The organism is Actinoplanes subglobosus, assembly GCF_042650585.1.
GTDB lineage: Bacteria > Actinomycetota > Actinomycetes > Mycobacteriales > Micromonosporaceae > Actinoplanes > Actinoplanes subglobosus.
In genome coordinates, this window is the sequence record NZ_JBHSBL010000033.1 from 36,392 (window position 1) to 52,144 (window position 15,753).

A 15,753-nucleotide genomic window follows, 5' to 3' on the forward strand; every position below is an offset into this window, starting at 1 on the left:
CGTGCGGACCCTGATCTCCCGGCGGGCCCGGGCGCAGTGGCCGTTGCTGGCCGCGGTACTGATCGTGGTGACGGTCGGTGCGACGCTGCTCGGGGTGTGTGCGCTGCTGGTGACGCGTACGTCGGATCGCGCCCTGGAGGTGGCGGCGTCACGGGCGGTTCCGGCCGAGACCGAGGTGACCGCCTACACGGTGACGATCGCGCGCGGTGATGTGGCGTCGGTGGACGCCGACACCCGGTCGGTGCTGCGGGAGGCGGTGGCGCCGTTCGGCAGTGTGATGGCGGGACGGATGTCGTCGGTGATGCGGTCACTGTCGACCGGGTCCGATCGGTCGCCGGCTCTGGCGTACCTCTCCGGGGTCGAGGAACTGACGGATCGCGCGAGTCTGGTGTCCGGGCGATGGCCGCGCCCCGGCGCGGGCGAGGCGGTGCTGCTGGAACCGACCGCGCGGGCGCTGGGCGCGCGACCCGGGACTCGGGTGGCGCTCGGGCCGGAGCTGGTCCGTGAACCGGCCGCGGGGATGACGGTGACGGTCGTCGGTGTCGTCCGGGCGCGGGCCGGCGGCGGCTGGGACCGTGATCCGCTCGAAGGCGCGGGCTATGTGCCGGACTTCCGTGACGGGTCGGCGCTGCGTACGGCGCGGGCCTACGGGCCGTTCCTGATGGACTACCGGGATCTGCTGGCCGGCGGCTCGACGATGGGCCGGCTGGAGATCATCGCGCGACCGGATCTGTCCGCGCCGAACCCGCGTGACCTGGACCGGCTCGCCGAGGGTGTGCGCGGAGCCGACCGGCGGCTGTCAGCGGTGCTCGGCGAGCGGGTGCAGATCGAGCGCATCTCGTCACGCCTGCCGTACGTGCTGGCCGCCACCGACCGGCAGCAGCGGGTCACGTCGTCGGCCGTACTCGCGGTCGCGGTGCTCGGCGCGGTGCTGACCGCGGCGGCGTTGCGGCTGGCCGGTCGGCTCACCGCGGACGTGCGGTCGGCGGAGACGGCGCTGCTGTCGGCGGCCGGGACCAGCCGCGTCCAGCTGGCCGGGATCGCCGCGGCCGAGTCGGCGCTGCTCGCGGTCCTGGCGATCGCCGTCGCGACGCCGCTGTCGTCGCTGGCCCACGCCGCGCTCACCCACCTGGCGCCGATGGCCGACGCCGGCCTGGCCGCGACACCGGCGGTGACCGGCGTGCAGTTGCTCGCCGTCACGATCGGTGCCCTGCTGCTGTTCCTGCCGACCCCGGCCGGTTCCGGGCTGGCCCGTTCCGGCGCCGACGTCGTCATCGTGGCGCTGGCCGCGGGCGCCTGGTTCTCGGCCCGGTCCGCGGGTGCCGACGCCCGCGTGGACGCGGTGCGGGTGCTCGCGCCGGCCCTGCTGCTGGCCGCCGGATGCGTGATCGTGCTGCGGCTGGTCCCGCCCGCGCTGCGGGCCGCCGACCGGTGGGCGTCCCGCGCACCCGGGCTGGCGGTGCCGCTGGCGATGTCGGAGGCGGCCCGGCGGCCCCGCGCGGTCGCCGCCGGTCTGCTGATCACGCTCGGGTGCGGGGCGGCGACGTTCGCGGTGGCGTTCGACGCGACCTGGCACCGCTCGCAGCTCGACCAGGCGAGCCTCGCCGTCGGCTCGGATCTGGTGCTCACCCTCGGCGCTCCGGCGGTGCCCGGGCAGGGCGCCGAGGTCGCCCGCGCCACCGGCGGCCTGGCCCGGCCGGCCGCCGACCGCGGTGTGGCGATCGGGCAGTGGATCGGTGGCGGCGACGAACCGCCCCGGCTGGTGGCGGTCCGCGGAACGGCTGAGGTGCCCGGGATCCCGGTCGCGACCGGGGCCCCACTCACCGTCACCGGTACGGCCGGCGGTGACGATCCGCTGTCGGTGGCACCGCAGCTGGTCCTGGAGGACACCTCCGGGCTGCGCACCACCTGTACCTCCGCGGCGATCCCGCTGGACGGGCGCGCCCACCGTCTGCCGGACTGCGCGCCGGTCGACGGGATGCGGCTGGTCGCCGTGATGCTGCCGGTCGTCGCCGACGAGTTCGCCTACGACAGCGTGCGGACCAGCACCGTCACCGTCGACCTGTCGGTGCCCGGCGGCGACGGCTGGACCGCGACGTCCGCCGAGCCGTACTCCGGGCAGCTCACCGACCCCGCGGTCGCCGCGCACGGCTCGTCGATGCGGCTGACCGCCGAGGTCGCGCTGGGCGGCCCGCCGGACGCCGCCCGCCGGCTGGTCGCGACCGCGTTCGGTGATCCCGGGCCGGTGCCGGTCACCGTCTCGGAACCGCTCGCCACGCAACTGTCGGTCGGCCCGGGAGATCAACTGGACATCCTGGTCGGCCTCGCCACGGTTCCGGTGACGATCCGTGACGTGACCCAGACGGTTGCGGCGGCGCCCGGAGCGGCCGCGATCGCCGCCGATCTGGACGCCCTCTCCCGCGCGCTGCTCACCCACGGTGAGGCGGAGTTCCCGATCGACGCGTGGTGGGTCACCGGGGCCACCGACGCTTCCGCGGCGGCGGGGCTCCATCTCGGCGACATCCGCACGCGTACGGGCGAAGCCGCGCGACTGACCACCGGCCCGGTTCCGGCCTCCCTGCCCGGGGCCCTGCGCCTGCTGATTCCGGCCGCGATCCTGCTGCTGCTCGCCGGCCTGATCCTGCACGTGACGTGTGACCTCCAGTCCCGGGCGGTCGAGGTGGCCCGGCTGCGTGGCCTCGGCATGACCCGCCGCGAGATCCGCGCCACCCTCCTGGGTCAGCACACTGTCGTCCTGTTGCCGCTGCTGCTGGCCGGCACAGCCGTCGGGGCCGCCGCGACGTGGCTGGTCAGCCCGTTGCTGGTGCGGTCGGAGACGGGCGGCGTCCCGGTGCCGGCGGTCGCGCCGGTGTGGCCGTGGCCCGCCGAGTCGGCACTGCTGGCGCTGGTCGTCGCCGGCACGGCACTGGCCGTCACGGCGGTCGTCGTGATCCAGTCGCGCCGCGCCGACGCCGCCCACCTGCGGGTCGCGTCGTGATCGCCGGACCGCATTGGGCCTCGGTCCGCGGCCGGGCTCGCGCCGACGCCGGGCCGCTGGTGCTGTCCGCGCTGGTGGTGGCCCTGGTCAGCCTGCTCGCCGGAGCGGTACCCGGACTGATGGAACGCACCGCCGACGCCGCCGTCCGCGACGCCGTGAGCCGCGCCGGCGACAGCGCCAAGATCACCGTCAGCGCCCGCTGGGAACCCGACGAGACCCAGACCGGCCGCCTCCGCGCACCCCGGCTCGCCGACGACGTCGACGCCCTGCGCATCCGGGCCCTCGACGAACTCGGCTCCGACCTGCAGACCGTGCTGCGCCCACCGGTTGCCGCCGTCACCAGCCCCAGCCTGAAAGTCACCGACGGTAGCGTGCTGCGGACGTTCCGGATGGCCTACCTCTCCGGCGGCACGGGGCCCCAGGTGGAATGGGTCGCCGGCGCGGCACCGGCGCCGACGATGGACGGCACGGCCGAGATCGAGTGGTTCGGGCCGCCATGGCGCGTCCAGGTCGGCGTCTCCGAGGCGGCGGCAAACCTCTTCGGCGTACGGCCGAACGCGCTCCTGAAACTCGCCGACGACAAGGGCGCCGCCAAGAACGTCCAGGTCAGTGGCATATTCCGGCCCGTCGATCCGGCCGACCCGGCATGGGCCGAAGCCCCGTGGCTCCTCAACCCGGCCGCCGGCGCCGACGGCATCGGCACCACCCGGTTCGGTGGTCTGCTGACCGCGGACTCACTGCCCGACGCGCGGCTCGCGTTCGCTCCCGACGAACTCCAGCGCACCGTCTCGTTCACCCCCGACCCGGCCGTCCTGACCTGGGCCGCCGCCCGCGGCGTCACCGCGACGGTGATCACCCTCCAGGCGAAGTCCGCGTCGTCGAGCATGGTCGATACGTCATCGACCTGGCGTACCGGCCTGGACAGCGTCCTGGACGAGGTCACCGCCCAGATCGAGACCGCGAAGGTGCAGGCGGCGGTGCTTCTGACCGCGATCCTGGCCGGGGCCGTGCTGGTACTGCTGCTCGCCGCCGACCTGCTGGTCCGGCGCCGGTCGGCGGCCCTGATCCTGGCCCGGCAGCGAGGTGCGGCGCTGACCGTCCTCGGTGCGGAACTGCTCCTCGAGTCCACCCTGGTGGCATTCGCCACGGCCGGGGCCGGATGTGCGGTGGCGCTGCTGGCCACGGGTGGCGTGGCCGCGGTGTGGGTGGCGCCGGTCCTGGTCACGGCGGTCGCGGCCGTTCCGGCGTACGGCATCGTCATGGCCTCCTCGGCCACCAGGGACCGGAAGGTGCCCGCCAACCGGTCCGCCCGCCGGTGGGCCCGGCACACCGGTGCGCTGCGCCGGGCCGCCGCCGAAGCCGCCGTCGTGGTCGCCGCGGCCGCCGCGATCGTGGCGTTGCACCAGCGCGGACTCGGTGCGGGCCTGCCGGTGCCGGCACTGGCCCTCGCGGTGATCGCCGCGGCGATCCTGCTGGTCCGCGTGCTTCCGCCGGCCACCGCACTCGTGCTGCGGCAGGCGCTGCGGTCCCGGCGGCCACTCGCCGTCTTCGCGACGGCGCAGGCCTCAGCGGTCTCCGGGCGGGCGCTGCCGGTGATCGCGCTCGTGACGTCGGCGGCGCTGGCCTCGTTCGCGCTGGTCACCGCTTCGACCGTGGATCACGGGCTGGCCGGTGGCGCGCAGGAGACGGTCGGCGCGGACGTGCGGGTCGACCTCGCTGACGACGCCGCCGCCACGACCGGCGAGACGGCCCGCCGGATCGCCGCGGCACCCGGGGTGACATCGGTCGTGACCGGGCAGGTCACCGACACGGCGCGGATCGTCGCCGACGGCCGCCTCACCCCGGCCCGGCTGGTGATCGTGGACAGCCGCGCGTTCACCGGCACGCCGCTCACCGGGCAGCAGGCCCTGGTCCGCTCCGCGGGCGGCGACCTGCGCGCCGGGATGACCATCGAGATTCTTCAACAGGGCAGACCGGCGGTACGGCTGACCGCGTCCGGTGCCGCGCCGGCGGTCGGTGGGGCGGCCGAGGTGGTGATCGTGGACCTGGCGGCCGGGCTGCCCGACACCCCGAACACCGTGTGGGTCAGCGGACCCGGCGCGCACCAGGCCACCGACGGCCTGGTCGTGGTGTCGAAGGAGGAGGTGGCCCGGTCCCGGCGGGCCGCTCCCCTGGTCTCCGGGCTGCTGCGGCTGACCTGGGCGACAGCCGCGTTCCTGCTGGTGGCCGGCCTGCTCGGGTTCGCGTTGACGGCGGCGGCCGGAGCACCGGCACGGTGGCTGACGGTCAGCCGGTTGCGGACGCTCGGGCTGACGCCACGACAGGCACGGCTCGTGGCCGCCGGTGAACTGGTCCCGGTGGCGATCCTCGCGGCTCTCGGGGGCCCGCTGCTGGGTGTGCTGGTGGCGGTGGTGACGACCGGGCCGCTCGGGTTGCGGTTGCTGACCGGTCAGGTCGCCGACCCCGCGACGGTGCTGCCCTGGGTCGCGCTCGCCGTGGTGGCGGCGTTGTTCCTGGTCGCGGTACCGCTGCTGGTCCGGGCCGAGTCAGCGGTACGACGCCGCCTGCGGCTGGCCGAGGTCCTCCGCGTCGGCGGCCCCACCTGATCCCGGCCGGATCTCACTTGATCCGGCGGGTCGAGCGGGCGACGATCCTGTCGTATTCCTGGTGTTTCTCCAGCCACTCGGCCAGGAAGGGGCACATCGGCACCACGGTCCGGCCGCGGCCCTTGGCGTCCTCCATGACGGCGCGGGCCAGCAGCGACCCGACGCCCTGCCCCTCGAAGGCGGGATCGACCTCGGTGTGCGTATAGACGATGATGGGTCCGGTCACCTGATAGGTGACCACACCGGCCAGCTCACCGGCGTCGTCCCGCGCTTCAAACCGGCCTTTTTCGGGCACCTCGCCCACCGTGATCGTCACTCCGCCATCCAACCACGCCCGCCAGGATCACTGCCGGCTGCCGCCGGGGATCGGCTCGAGCTCCGGCGGAAGGATTCGAACCTTCACCTGTACGCATCAACAGTGCGGTGCCCTGCCGTTGGGCGACGCCGGATCGTGCAGCGCGGACGGGATTCGAACCCGCACATGTCCCGGGTGAAAGCCGGGCGACTCTACCTTTCGTCCACCGCGCCGAAAATGTTGCGTGTCGCCGGGTGGGTTCGAACCACCGGCCTCCGACTTATCAGGTCGGCGCTCCGACCAGCTGAGCTACGGCGACGTGTGCTGCGCGCCCCGTGCCGGGATCGAACCGGCGGCCTCCCGCTCGACAGGCGGGCGCTCTTCCATTGAGCCAACGGGGCTGGATACAGAAAACCGCCCTATTCCACTGGGGAATGGGCGGCGACCGAACGCTGGAGCGATCTATCGGCGCCACCGAAGAATATCTTCGTTAATCGCGTTCATCTCGGGCTCCCGGTTCGGTCGGTGCGGAACTGAGGGCAACGATAAGCGGCTCGCCGAACCCGGGCAACGCATTTACCGTGACCCCCGTGCCCCCTCAATTCGTGCCCGGTCTGCGCCTGTGCCGGACCTTCTACGACCAGGCCGTCCGCCCGCTGCTCGACGACACCCACCCCGGGCTGCCCCATGCGGCCGCCCGGATCGGGCCGGGTTCGGAGGTGCTCGGCTTCGACACCCCGCGCTCGGCCGATCACGACTGGGGGCCCCGGCTGGAACTGTTCCTGCGGCCCGAGGACGTGGCCCGGCACGGCGACGACCTGTCGGCGATGCTGACGGCCCGGCTGCCCAAGCACATCGGCGGCTGGCCGACGAACTTCGAACCGGCCGACGCCCGGGTGCGCGTCATGACCGCCACGGACGGGCCGGTCGCCCATCGCGTGCACATCACCGACGTCGCCACCTGGTCCACCGGGCTGCTCGGCTTCGACGCCCGCAGCGAGCCCACCACCCTGGACTGGCTGGCCACGCCCACACAGCGGCTGGCCGAGACGGTCGGTGGCGCGGTGTTCCACGACGGGATCGGTGACCTCACGGCGCTGCGCGAGCGGCTGCGGTGGTATCCGGACGACGTGTGGCGGCAGGTGCTGGCCGCACAGTGGGCACGGATCGGGCAGGAGGAGGCGTTCGTCGGGCGCGCCGCCGAGACCGGGGACGACCTGGGCAGCCGGATCGTCGCGGCCCGGCTGGCCCGGGACGTGATGCGGCTGGTCCTGCTGCTGGCGCGACGCTTCCCGCCGTACAGCAAATGGTTGGGAAAGGCCTTCACCGCATTGCCGGAAGCGGCCGGAATCGCCGCCGCCCTGCACGACGCCCTCGCCGCCGGAGATGCGGGGCGCCGCCAGGCGTCGTTGTGCGCCGCCTACGAGATGGCCGGCGACTGGCAGAACAGGCTCGGCATCGCCGAATCGGTGGACGCCACGCGGCGCCCGTATTTCGACCGACCGTTCCCGGTCATCGACGCGGGACGATTCGTTAGGGCGCTGACCGGCGGCGGACCGGCCGGAATCGGTGGCATCGATCAGTTCTCGGACTGCACCGACGTTCTGGAGCACCCCGATCTGACCCGGAAAATCATGCGGACGGTCGTCCACAGCGACGCGCGGCGGCCGTAGGGTTGTCGACGGTTGCCCGCCCTTTCCGCAAAAGGAACATGCCGATGAGCATTTTGCAGGCCCTCATGTCCGGAGTCGGTGGCGGCACGATCCAGGTCGTCGACCTGACCGCGCCGCTGTCGTCGGGAACGCCGATCCTCCAGTTGCCGCCGCCGTTCGCGAACACGATCCCTTTCGGACTGGAAGAGATCAGCCGCTACGACGATCGTGGCCCGGCGTGGTACTGGAACAACATCCACACCGGCGAGCACACCGGCACCCACTTCGACGCGCCGATCCACTGGGTGACCGGCCGTGACGGTGACGACGTGTCACAGGTCCCGGTCCAGCGGCTGCTCGCACCGGCCGTGGTCATCGACGTCGCCGACCGTGTCGCGAAGGACCCCGACTTCCTGCTGGAGGTTGACGACATCCGCGCGTGGGAGGCCGAGCACGGGCCTCTTCCGGACGGCGGGTGGCTGCTCGTGCGTACCGGATGGGATGCCCGCTCGGGTGATCAGGAAGCGTTCCTGAACGCGAACGAGACCGGCCCGCACACGCCGGGCCTGTCCGCGGAGGCCGCGAAATGGCTGGCCGAGGAGTCACCGGTGATCGGCATCGGGGTGGAGACCGTCGGCACCGACGCGGGTGCCGCACATTCGTTCGACCCGCCGTTCCCGTGCCATTCCTACCTGCTCGGCGCCGACAAATACGGGCTCACCCAGTTGCGGAACCTGGACCGGCTGCCGCCGACCGGCGCCGTCGTCATCGCTCCCCCGCTGCCGATCGTCGGCGGCTCGGGCAGCCCCGTCCGCGTGCTGGCCCTCGTCGAGAAGTGAGCGACCGGACCGTTGCCGACATCGTCGGCGAGACCCTCGCGAAACTCGGTGCCGACCTGGTGTTCGGCGTCGTCGGCAGCGGCAACTTCCATGTCACGAACGCGCTGATCGCGCACGGCGCCCGGTTCGTCGCCACCCGCCACGAGGGCGGGGCGGCGACCGCCGCCGACGCGTATGCGCGGGTCAGCGGCCGGCCCGGGGTGATCACGGTGCATCAGGGCTGCGGGCTGACGAACGCGATGACCGGGATCGCGGAGGCGGCGAAGAGCCGCACCCCGATGATCGTTCTGGCGGCCGAGCCGGCGGCGTCGGCGCTGCGGTCGAACTTCCGCGTCGACCAGGACGCGCTCGCGCACGCGGTCGGTGCGGTCAGCGATCGGGTGCACGGTCCGGCGTCGGCCGTCGCCGACGCGACCCGGGCCTGGCGGACCGCGGTGCGGGAGCGGCGGACGGTGGTGCTCAACCTGCCGCTGGACGTGCAGGCCGCAGCCGCCGAACCGGGTGAGGTCCCGCCCGCGCCGGCGGCCGAGCCACCCCGGGCATCCGATGACGCGGTGACCGCTCTTGCCCATCTGTTGCGGGGTGCTGAGCGGCCGGTGTTCATCGCCGGGCGCGGGGCGGTCGGTGCACGGGCCGAGTTGGAGGAGCTGGCGGCGGCATCGGGGGCGCTGCTGGCGACGTCGGCCGCAGCCAAAGGGCTGTTCGCCGGCAACGACTGGGATCTTGATGTATCGGGTGGTTTCGCCACACCGCTCGCGGCCGAGCTGATCCGGGCGGCGGACGTCGTCGTCGCCTGGGGCGCGTCGCTGAACATGTGGACCAGCCGGCACGGTTCGCTGATCGGACCGGACACCACCGTCGCGCAAGTGGATCTCGAAGCGGCCGCCTTCGGCGCCCATCACCGGCTTGACCTCGGTGTTTTCGGGGACGCACGGTTGACGGCGGTCGCCGTGGCCGCAGCGCTCCCCGCGCGGCGGCAGGCCTATCGGACCGATGCGGTACGAGCGGAGCTGCGCGACCGGGCACGCTGGCGTGACGTCGCCTACGACGACACCGGCGACGAATCCCACATCGATCCGCGAAGCCTGGCGATCGCTCTCGACGATCTGCTCCCCACCGAACGGGTCGTGGCCGTCGACTCGGGTAACTTCATGGGCTACCCGTCGATGTTCCTGTCCGTTCCGGATCACCAAGGATTCGTGTTCACGCAGTCGTTCCAGTCGATCGGGCTCGGGCTGGCCAGTGCGCTCGGTGCGGCCTGCGCCAGTCCCGGCCGGTTGCCGGTAGCCGCCTGCGGGGACGGCGGTTTCCTGATGGGCATCGCCGAACTCGACACGATCCGGCGACTCGGTCTCGGCATGCTGATCGTGGTGTGGAACGACGAGGCTTACGGGGCTGAGGTGCACCATTTCGGGCCGGCCGGTCACGTGCTGTCCACGGTGGTGTTCCCGGAGACGGATCTCGCTGCTGTTGCCCGCGGTCACGGATGCGAGGCGGTGACGGTACGCGGACCGGAAGACCTCGAACCGGTCCGCGAGTGGTTGGCCGGCCCCCGCGACGTGCCGATGGTCGTCGACGCAAAGGTCACAGCCGAACACCCGTCGTGGTGGTTGGAGGAGGCGTTCCGAGGCCACTGACACCAGGCCCGTTCCCACCACCGCACGCCCGGCAGCCGGCTCCCGACCGCCACCGTCCGGACCTCCAACACCGCCCGGCAGCCAACTCCCGACCACCACCCTCCGGACCTCCAACACCGCCCGGCAGCCAACTCCCGACCACCACCCTCCGGACCTCCAACACCGCCCGGCAGCCAACTCCCGACCACCACCCTCCCGTATGCCGGGGGCGCGCCAGCTTCGGCGGCTGGTTCAGAGGTTGATGGGCTGGGTGATGCGCCGGGCCACCTCGTCGAGGGCGCCGGACTCCTGCCACGACACCTGTGGCTGGTGGCCCTCGGTCGCCAGACGGCGGGCCCGGGCGAGCACCTCCCGCTGCTGGGCCCGCACCTTGCCGACCAGGCCGTCGATGCTGGTGAGGCCGTAAGCCGAGGCGAACAGCTCCAACCGGCGCCGACGTTGTGGTGGCCCGGGATAGCGAAGCGAGCGGACCGCGAAGTCGTCGTCGCGGAACGGTGTCACGTATTCGAGTGCGTAAGCGACGTCGAAGACCGGGCGGGCCGGCAACGCGTAGTCCCAGTCGAGGATGCCGACCGGGCGGTTGCAGTGCCACACCAGGTTCCACGGGCCGAAATCGCCGTGACCGATCAACTCCCCGGCACCGAACACACCGTCGTGGGCGGCCCAGCCGGCCATCGCAGTGGGGCGAAAACCGCGGATCGCGTCGTGGTAGTCGCGCAGCAGCCGGGCCATCGCGACCAGGCCCTCGTCGGTGACGACCTTCGCCCAGGCGTCGCCGCCGGACTCGCCGTCCAGCCACGTGAGGACCTCCCGGCCCTCCTCGTCGATGCCGAGGACGCGGGGTGCGTACTCGAAGCCGGTTTTCTCCAGGTGTTGAAGGATCTCGTGGATCGTCGGTGACCAAGGGTGCATCGGGCGGCGGACCGTGTCGCCGATCCGCACCACCCGCCGGTGTGGGTCGTCCTGCAACACTTCGCCGGTCATCGGCACACCGCATCACACGCCGGCGCCCGTGGGGAAGGATGAGGGTATGTCCGCAGAGGTGTCCCGCACGCGTCGCGTCGGTCGTCCGCCGCGCCTGACCCTGGACGCGATCGTCGATGCCGCCGAACGGCTCCTGGCCGCCGAAGGAGTCGACAAGATGTCGATGCGCCGGCTGGCGACCGAGTTGAGCAGCACGCCGATGGCGCTCTACCACCACGTACGCGACAAGGACGCCCTGCTCGTGCGGGTACTGGAATCGCAGGCCCGGGCCATGCCCCGACCAGAGCTCCCCGACGAGCCCAGGGAACGGCTGGTGGCCGCATCGGTGCTGCTCTACGAGCTGCTGGCGGAACGGCCATGGATCGTCGAGGTGCTGACCGGTGACGATCTGATCGGACCGTCGGCGCTGTGGATCGTCGAGGTGATGGTCGGCGCGGCCGCTGATTGCGGGCTCGATGAGGAAGAAGCGTTCTTCGCCTACCGGACGATCTGGTTCTACATCGTCGGCGATCTGATCATCCGGGTCACCGGGGCTCGACGGCGCGCGCGGACCGAGACGGTCCACCAGGACGAGGTCGTCGCCGGACTCACGGTCGAGACCCATCCGCGGCTGGCGTCGCTGGCCGACCGCTGGTCCGAACTCAACGGCCGTGACACCCACCGGCAGGCGCTGGAGGCGATAATCCACGGGCTACTTCTCCCGCGGTCCTGAGTCGTCGGGCAGCACCCTCTGCCCAGTGAGCCGGCCACCGTGCTCAGCGACCCGGCCACCCTGCTCAGCGACCCGGCCACCGTGCTCAATGACCCGGCCACCCTGCTCAGTGACCCGGCCACTCTGCTCAGCGACCCGGCCGCCGTGCTCAGTGACCCGGCCGTTGGCGAGAAAGACCACGCGGTCGGCTCTGCGGACGGTCTGCTCACGGTGCGCGACCATGATCACGGTGCGGTCGGCCATCAGCCGTTCGATGCCGTCGTGCACAGCCGACTCGTTGTCGATGTCGAGCGCCGACGTCACCTCATCCAGCAGCACGATCGGCGCATCCTTGAGCAGGGCACGGGCAATTGAGACGCGCTGACGCTCGCCGCCGGAAAGCAGCGCGCCGCCCTCTCCGACGATCGTGGACCAGCCTGCGGGCAGCCGGTCGACGACCTCGTCCAGCCTCGCGGCGGTGGCGGCGGACCGTAGCTCGTCGTCGGTCGCGGCCGGTCGGCCCAGCCGCACGTTCTCCTCGATCGTGCCGTCGAAGAGATAGACGTCCTGGAAGACGAACGCGATGCGGGCCATGAGGTCGGTCGTGGCGATGTCACGGACATCGACGCCGCCGATCCGGATCGCACCGGAGTCGACGTCAGCGAAACGGGCGAGCAGCCGAAGCAGGGTGCTCTTGCCCGCGCCGGACGGGCCGACGATCGCGAGTCGCTGACCCTGCGGCACCGTCAACGACAGGCTGTCCAGAACGATTCGGCGGCCGTCGACCGCGGTTACCGTGTCGAACTCCACGTCGTGACGCGCAGGCCGGATGGGATGGGCCGGCTCGGCCAGGAGCGGAGTGTGCAGGAGATTGTCGAGGCGGTCGAGCTCGTTACGGGCTGCTCGAAGCTTGCCTCCGATGTCTGTTAGCGAAAGCAGCGGGTCGGCCGCACGAGCGGTGAGAATCAGGATCGCCAGCAACTCGGCGACGGTCCCGGCGCCCACGAACCCACCAGCCTCGTCTCCCCCACTGCCGTCGGCAGCACCGGAACCGATAGCGCCGAGCGGCCCGAGACCGATACCGAAGTCGCCGCTCACCGCGACGTAGGCGGCAAGCGCGAGCACCGCGGTGAACACGATCTGCACGGTCACCGTCAGGCCGACCGAACCCGGCAGGACTGAGAGGGTTCGCCGGCGTGACGCTCGTTCAACGGCCCGTAGAGCCTGGTCGAGCGGTGCGGAGCCATCCCGGCCGGCCGCTCGCAATACCGGCTGATCATGGAGGTACTCGATGGTGCGGGCGGCCGCCTCGTCCGCACGTGCCGCATGGGCGGCATCGGCAGCGGCGGCCGACCGCGCGGTCACCAGATGGACGGCCATCACCATAGGCGCCGCCAGCAGGGCGACCAGCCCCAATCGCCAGTCGTAGACAATGATCACCAGGACGATCGTCATCGGAGTCACGCACGCGGCCACGAACGGCGCCATCAGGTGCGCGGCCACCCCCATGGCGGCGAGCAACCCCCGCCCCGCCATCGCGGAGACCTCGCCGACCCGTGCGCCGGTGAACCAGCCGATCGGCAGCCGGGCCATATGACGGCCGAGCCGGTGATACATGCCGCGGAGCATCGTGGTGCCGACCCGCATGCCGGCGAGATCACTGCGGTAACGGAGCAGCCCATATACGACGACCGCGGCCGCGAACCCGGCCAACCACGGCAGCGCCTCGGCCGGTGAACCACTGAGCAGCGCACTCAGCAGCGGCACGAGAAGGGCGTATAGCAAACCCTCGCTGACGGCCGTGACCATCATCAGGAGAACGGTGGTCCGCATCGGCGCGGCGTAGGCACTCCCCAGCACTCGAAGCAGCGTCCGGATCATCGGACAATCACCCCGTCACGCAACGTCACGACGGTGTCGGCCCCGGCGATCGTCTCCGGACGGTGCGCGATCACGAGAATCGTCCGGTCGCTCAGCGCCCTGAGCGTCTCCCGGACTGCACGGTCGGTCTGCGGATCCGCGAACGCCGTCGCCTCGTCGAGCACCAGCACCGGCGTTTCCGCGGCCAAGGCCCGGGCCAGTGCGATCCGTTGCCTCTCACCACCCGACAACTCGGCGTCCTCACCGAGGACCGTGTCGTAGCCGCGTGGCAGCTCGAGGATGCGGTCGTGGATGTGCGCGAGCCGTGCCGCGCGGATCACGGCGGCGCGCACCGACGCCGATTCCGGCGCGGGCTCCGCCATGCCGACCGCGATCTTGTCAGCCGCCATGCCGACCGCGATCTTGTCAGCCGCCATGCCGACCGCCATGTTGTCAGCCACCATGCCGACCGCCATGTTGTCAGCCACCATGCCGACCGCGATGTTGTCAGCCACCGAGAGCCGGAGCAGGCGCACGTCCTGGAAGACGAAGGAGATGCGTCGCCGCAACTCTTGACTGCCGATGTCGCGCAGATCGACACCGCCGAGCCTGATCGAACCGGCATCCGGGTCGAAGAACCTCGGCAGCAACCGCACCAGCGTGGACTTGCCACTGCCGGACGGCCCGGTCAGCGCCGTAGTCGTGCCCGGCTCGACGGTCAGGTCGACGCCGCGCAACACCTCATTGCCGTCGTAGGCGAACCGCACTCCTCGCAACTCGATCCGGTTGCCGTGCGGCTCGACCGGGTGAGCCGGCTCGGGAAGCGGCTCGACGGCGAGCACGTCCCGGATCCGCCCGACCGCGCGACCCGCCGCCTGGAGGTCGTCGAACCCGTGCCCGAGCGCCGCGACCGGGGCCGTCAGGCCGAGCCCCAGCAACAGAAAGGGCAACAAATCCGCCGGAGCGAGATGCCCGGAAGTGATCAGCACGGTGCCACCAGTCAGCACGGCGAGTAACACGAACGGCGGCGACAGGGCCAGCTGCATCGCCGCCGCCACGACGGAAACGCCACGCACCCAGCGGGTGAAGATGTCGACGAACTCGTCGGCGGCTGTCACGAAACGGCGATGGGCCGTGTCAGCTCCACCGAACGCCTTGATGACGGCGATGCCACGGACATACTCCACGCTGGCGTCGGCTATGCGACCCAAGGCCGCGTCGAAGGCCTTTTGCTCACGGGTCCGCGTGGAGGTCATCAACAGCGGGACGAACGTGATCGCCAGCACCACCGGGACGAGCGTGACGAGGGTGAGCCGCCAGTCGACGGTCAACAAATAGACCAGCGAGATAAGCGGAACGACGAACGCGGCTGTCAGCTCCCCGGGCGCGTGCGCGATGAAGGGGTGGACAGCGGTGACATCATCGCCGACGACTTTCGACAGCTCGCCCGTGCGGCGACGATCCAGCCAGCCGAGTGGTGCGCGAGCCAGGGATCGGGCGAGTGCGCGTCGCAGCGCGAGTTGGACCCGGCCGTCGAGGAGGTGCCCGAGGCCCGCCGAGCCCGCGGTGAGCACCAGCCGGACCAGCAGGCCGGCGGCACCGAGGATCACCACCGTGCGGATGTGCTCCACGTCAACTGGGCCGGGCGCCAACAGCGCCCGGCCCAGCTCAGCCACCGCAAGCAGTGGCGCTGTTCCGGCAACGGCCCCGATCACCTGAAGCCCCGCCACGAGCAGGAACCCGGTGATGTGCGGCCGCAGAAGGTGTCCGGCACTCACGCTCACCACTCCTCCACCTATTTTCGTACGCGTACGTTAATAGGTTAGAGGCGTGAGCTCGGGCCGTCCACCCCGCTCTTGAGGTCAGGGTGTGACTGTCGTCAGTGGCGCCCGCCCGGGTTGAACCCGCCACCCATCGGGCGTCCGCCACCGAGCCCGCCGTGAATGCCGCGAATTCCGCCTAGGATGCCGCCGAGGCCGCGGTGGCCGCCGCCCGGGAACCCACCGTGCACACCGTGCCCGCGACCCGGGAACCCATCCCGCACACCATGCCCACGACCCGGGAACCCACCGTGGCCGCCGCCCGGGAACCCGCCGTGCCCGCCGCCCGGGAACCCACCGTGACCGCCGCCCGGGAACCCACCGTGACCGTGCCCGCCGCCCGGGAACCCACCGTGCCCGCCGTGACCGTG

General features: G+C 71.9%; 10 protein-coding genes and 4 tRNA genes. 6 read left to right on the plus strand and 8 right to left on the minus strand.

Going from position 1 to position 15,753, the window contains the following annotated elements; translation table 11 throughout:
- The first annotated feature begins 1 nt into the window (after nucleotide 1).
- Together ACFO0C_RS45695 and ACFO0C_RS45700 are read left to right on the plus strand one after the other, a co-directional pair.
- Nucleotides 2-2,998 carry an FtsX-like permease family protein gene (locus ACFO0C_RS45695; RefSeq protein WP_378073155.1) on the plus strand — a complete coding sequence of 999 codons (2,997 nt, stop codon included), beginning with the start codon at nucleotides 2-4 and terminating at the stop codon, nucleotides 2,996-2,998.
- The gene (locus ACFO0C_RS45700; protein WP_378073156.1) at nucleotides 2,995-5,604 is read left to right on the plus strand and encodes an ABC transporter permease; all 2,610 of its coding nucleotides are present in this window, start codon (nucleotides 2,995-2,997) and stop codon (nucleotides 5,602-5,604) included. Before ACFO0C_RS45695 ends, ACFO0C_RS45700 begins: the two co-directional genes overlap by 4 nt.
- A 13-nt stretch (nucleotides 5,605-5,617) precedes the next feature.
- Here ACFO0C_RS45700 and ACFO0C_RS45705 read toward each other — a convergent pair whose 3' ends face one another.
- From ACFO0C_RS45705 to ACFO0C_RS45725, 5 genes are all read right to left on the minus strand, one after another.
- Nucleotides 5,618-5,920, minus strand: a complete 303-nt coding sequence (locus ACFO0C_RS45705; RefSeq protein ID WP_378073157.1) for a GNAT family N-acetyltransferase — start codon at nucleotides 5,918-5,920, stop codon at nucleotides 5,618-5,620.
- A 60-nt stretch (nucleotides 5,921-5,980) separates the two neighbouring features.
- A tRNA-Asn gene (locus ACFO0C_RS45710) sits at nucleotides 5,981-6,053 on the minus strand.
- Between the two features lie 5 nt (nucleotides 6,054-6,058).
- Nucleotides 6,059-6,132: transfer RNA gene (locus ACFO0C_RS45715), tRNA-Glu, on the minus strand.
- A gap of 12 nt (nucleotides 6,133-6,144) precedes the next feature.
- Nucleotides 6,145-6,218 (minus strand) — tRNA-Ile (locus ACFO0C_RS45720).
- A gap of 10 nt (nucleotides 6,219-6,228) precedes the next feature.
- Nucleotides 6,229-6,300: transfer RNA gene (locus ACFO0C_RS45725), tRNA-Asp, on the minus strand.
- A gap of 189 nt (nucleotides 6,301-6,489) precedes the next feature.
- On the opposite strand from ACFO0C_RS45725, the gene ACFO0C_RS45730 reads away from it, so the two are divergent.
- Genes ACFO0C_RS45730 through ACFO0C_RS45740 form a run of 3 tightly spaced genes read left to right on the plus strand, consistent with a single transcriptional unit; the run spans nucleotide 6,490 to nucleotide 10,027 of the window.
- Complete coding sequence (locus ACFO0C_RS45730) at nucleotides 6,490-7,572, plus strand: DUF4037 domain-containing protein (RefSeq protein WP_378073158.1); 1,083 nt, start codon at nucleotides 6,490-6,492, stop codon at nucleotides 7,570-7,572.
- A 44-nt stretch (nucleotides 7,573-7,616) separates the two neighbouring features.
- Complete coding sequence (locus ACFO0C_RS45735) at nucleotides 7,617-8,390, plus strand: cyclase family protein (protein WP_378073159.1); 774 nt, start codon at nucleotides 7,617-7,619, stop codon at nucleotides 8,388-8,390.
- Nucleotides 8,387-10,027 (plus strand): thiamine pyrophosphate-binding protein, encoded by a 1,641-nt coding sequence (locus ACFO0C_RS45740; protein ID WP_378073160.1) that lies wholly within the window; start codon nucleotides 8,387-8,389, stop codon nucleotides 10,025-10,027. The genes ACFO0C_RS45735 and ACFO0C_RS45740 overlap by 4 nt, the downstream gene beginning before the upstream one ends.
- 231 nt (nucleotides 10,028-10,258) lie before the next feature.
- Here the strand turns inward: ACFO0C_RS45740 and ACFO0C_RS45745 are convergent, their stop codons facing one another.
- Nucleotides 10,259-11,011, minus strand: coding sequence for an aminoglycoside phosphotransferase family protein (locus ACFO0C_RS45745; RefSeq protein ID WP_378073161.1), 753 nt, complete (start codon nucleotides 11,009-11,011; stop codon nucleotides 10,259-10,261).
- Nucleotides 11,012-11,057: 46 nt separating this feature from the next.
- On the opposite strand from ACFO0C_RS45745, the gene ACFO0C_RS45750 reads away from it, so the two are divergent.
- Nucleotides 11,058-11,723, plus strand: coding sequence for a TetR/AcrR family transcriptional regulator (locus ACFO0C_RS45750; RefSeq protein ID WP_378073162.1), 666 nt, complete (start codon nucleotides 11,058-11,060; stop codon nucleotides 11,721-11,723).
- On the opposite strand, the gene ACFO0C_RS45755 is transcribed toward ACFO0C_RS45750, so the two are convergent.
- Nucleotides 11,703-13,583 (minus strand): ABC transporter ATP-binding protein, encoded by a 1,881-nt coding sequence (locus tag ACFO0C_RS45755; RefSeq protein WP_378073163.1) that lies wholly within the window; start codon nucleotides 13,581-13,583, stop codon nucleotides 11,703-11,705. The two genes, ACFO0C_RS45750 and ACFO0C_RS45755, sit on opposite strands and share 21 nt — an antisense overlap.
- Nucleotides 13,580-15,340, minus strand: coding sequence for an ABC transporter ATP-binding protein (locus ACFO0C_RS45760; RefSeq protein ID WP_378073164.1), 1,761 nt, complete (start codon nucleotides 15,338-15,340; stop codon nucleotides 13,580-13,582). The genes ACFO0C_RS45755 and ACFO0C_RS45760 overlap by 4 nt, the downstream gene beginning before the upstream one ends.
- Nucleotides 15,341-15,753: the final 413 nt, after the last annotated feature.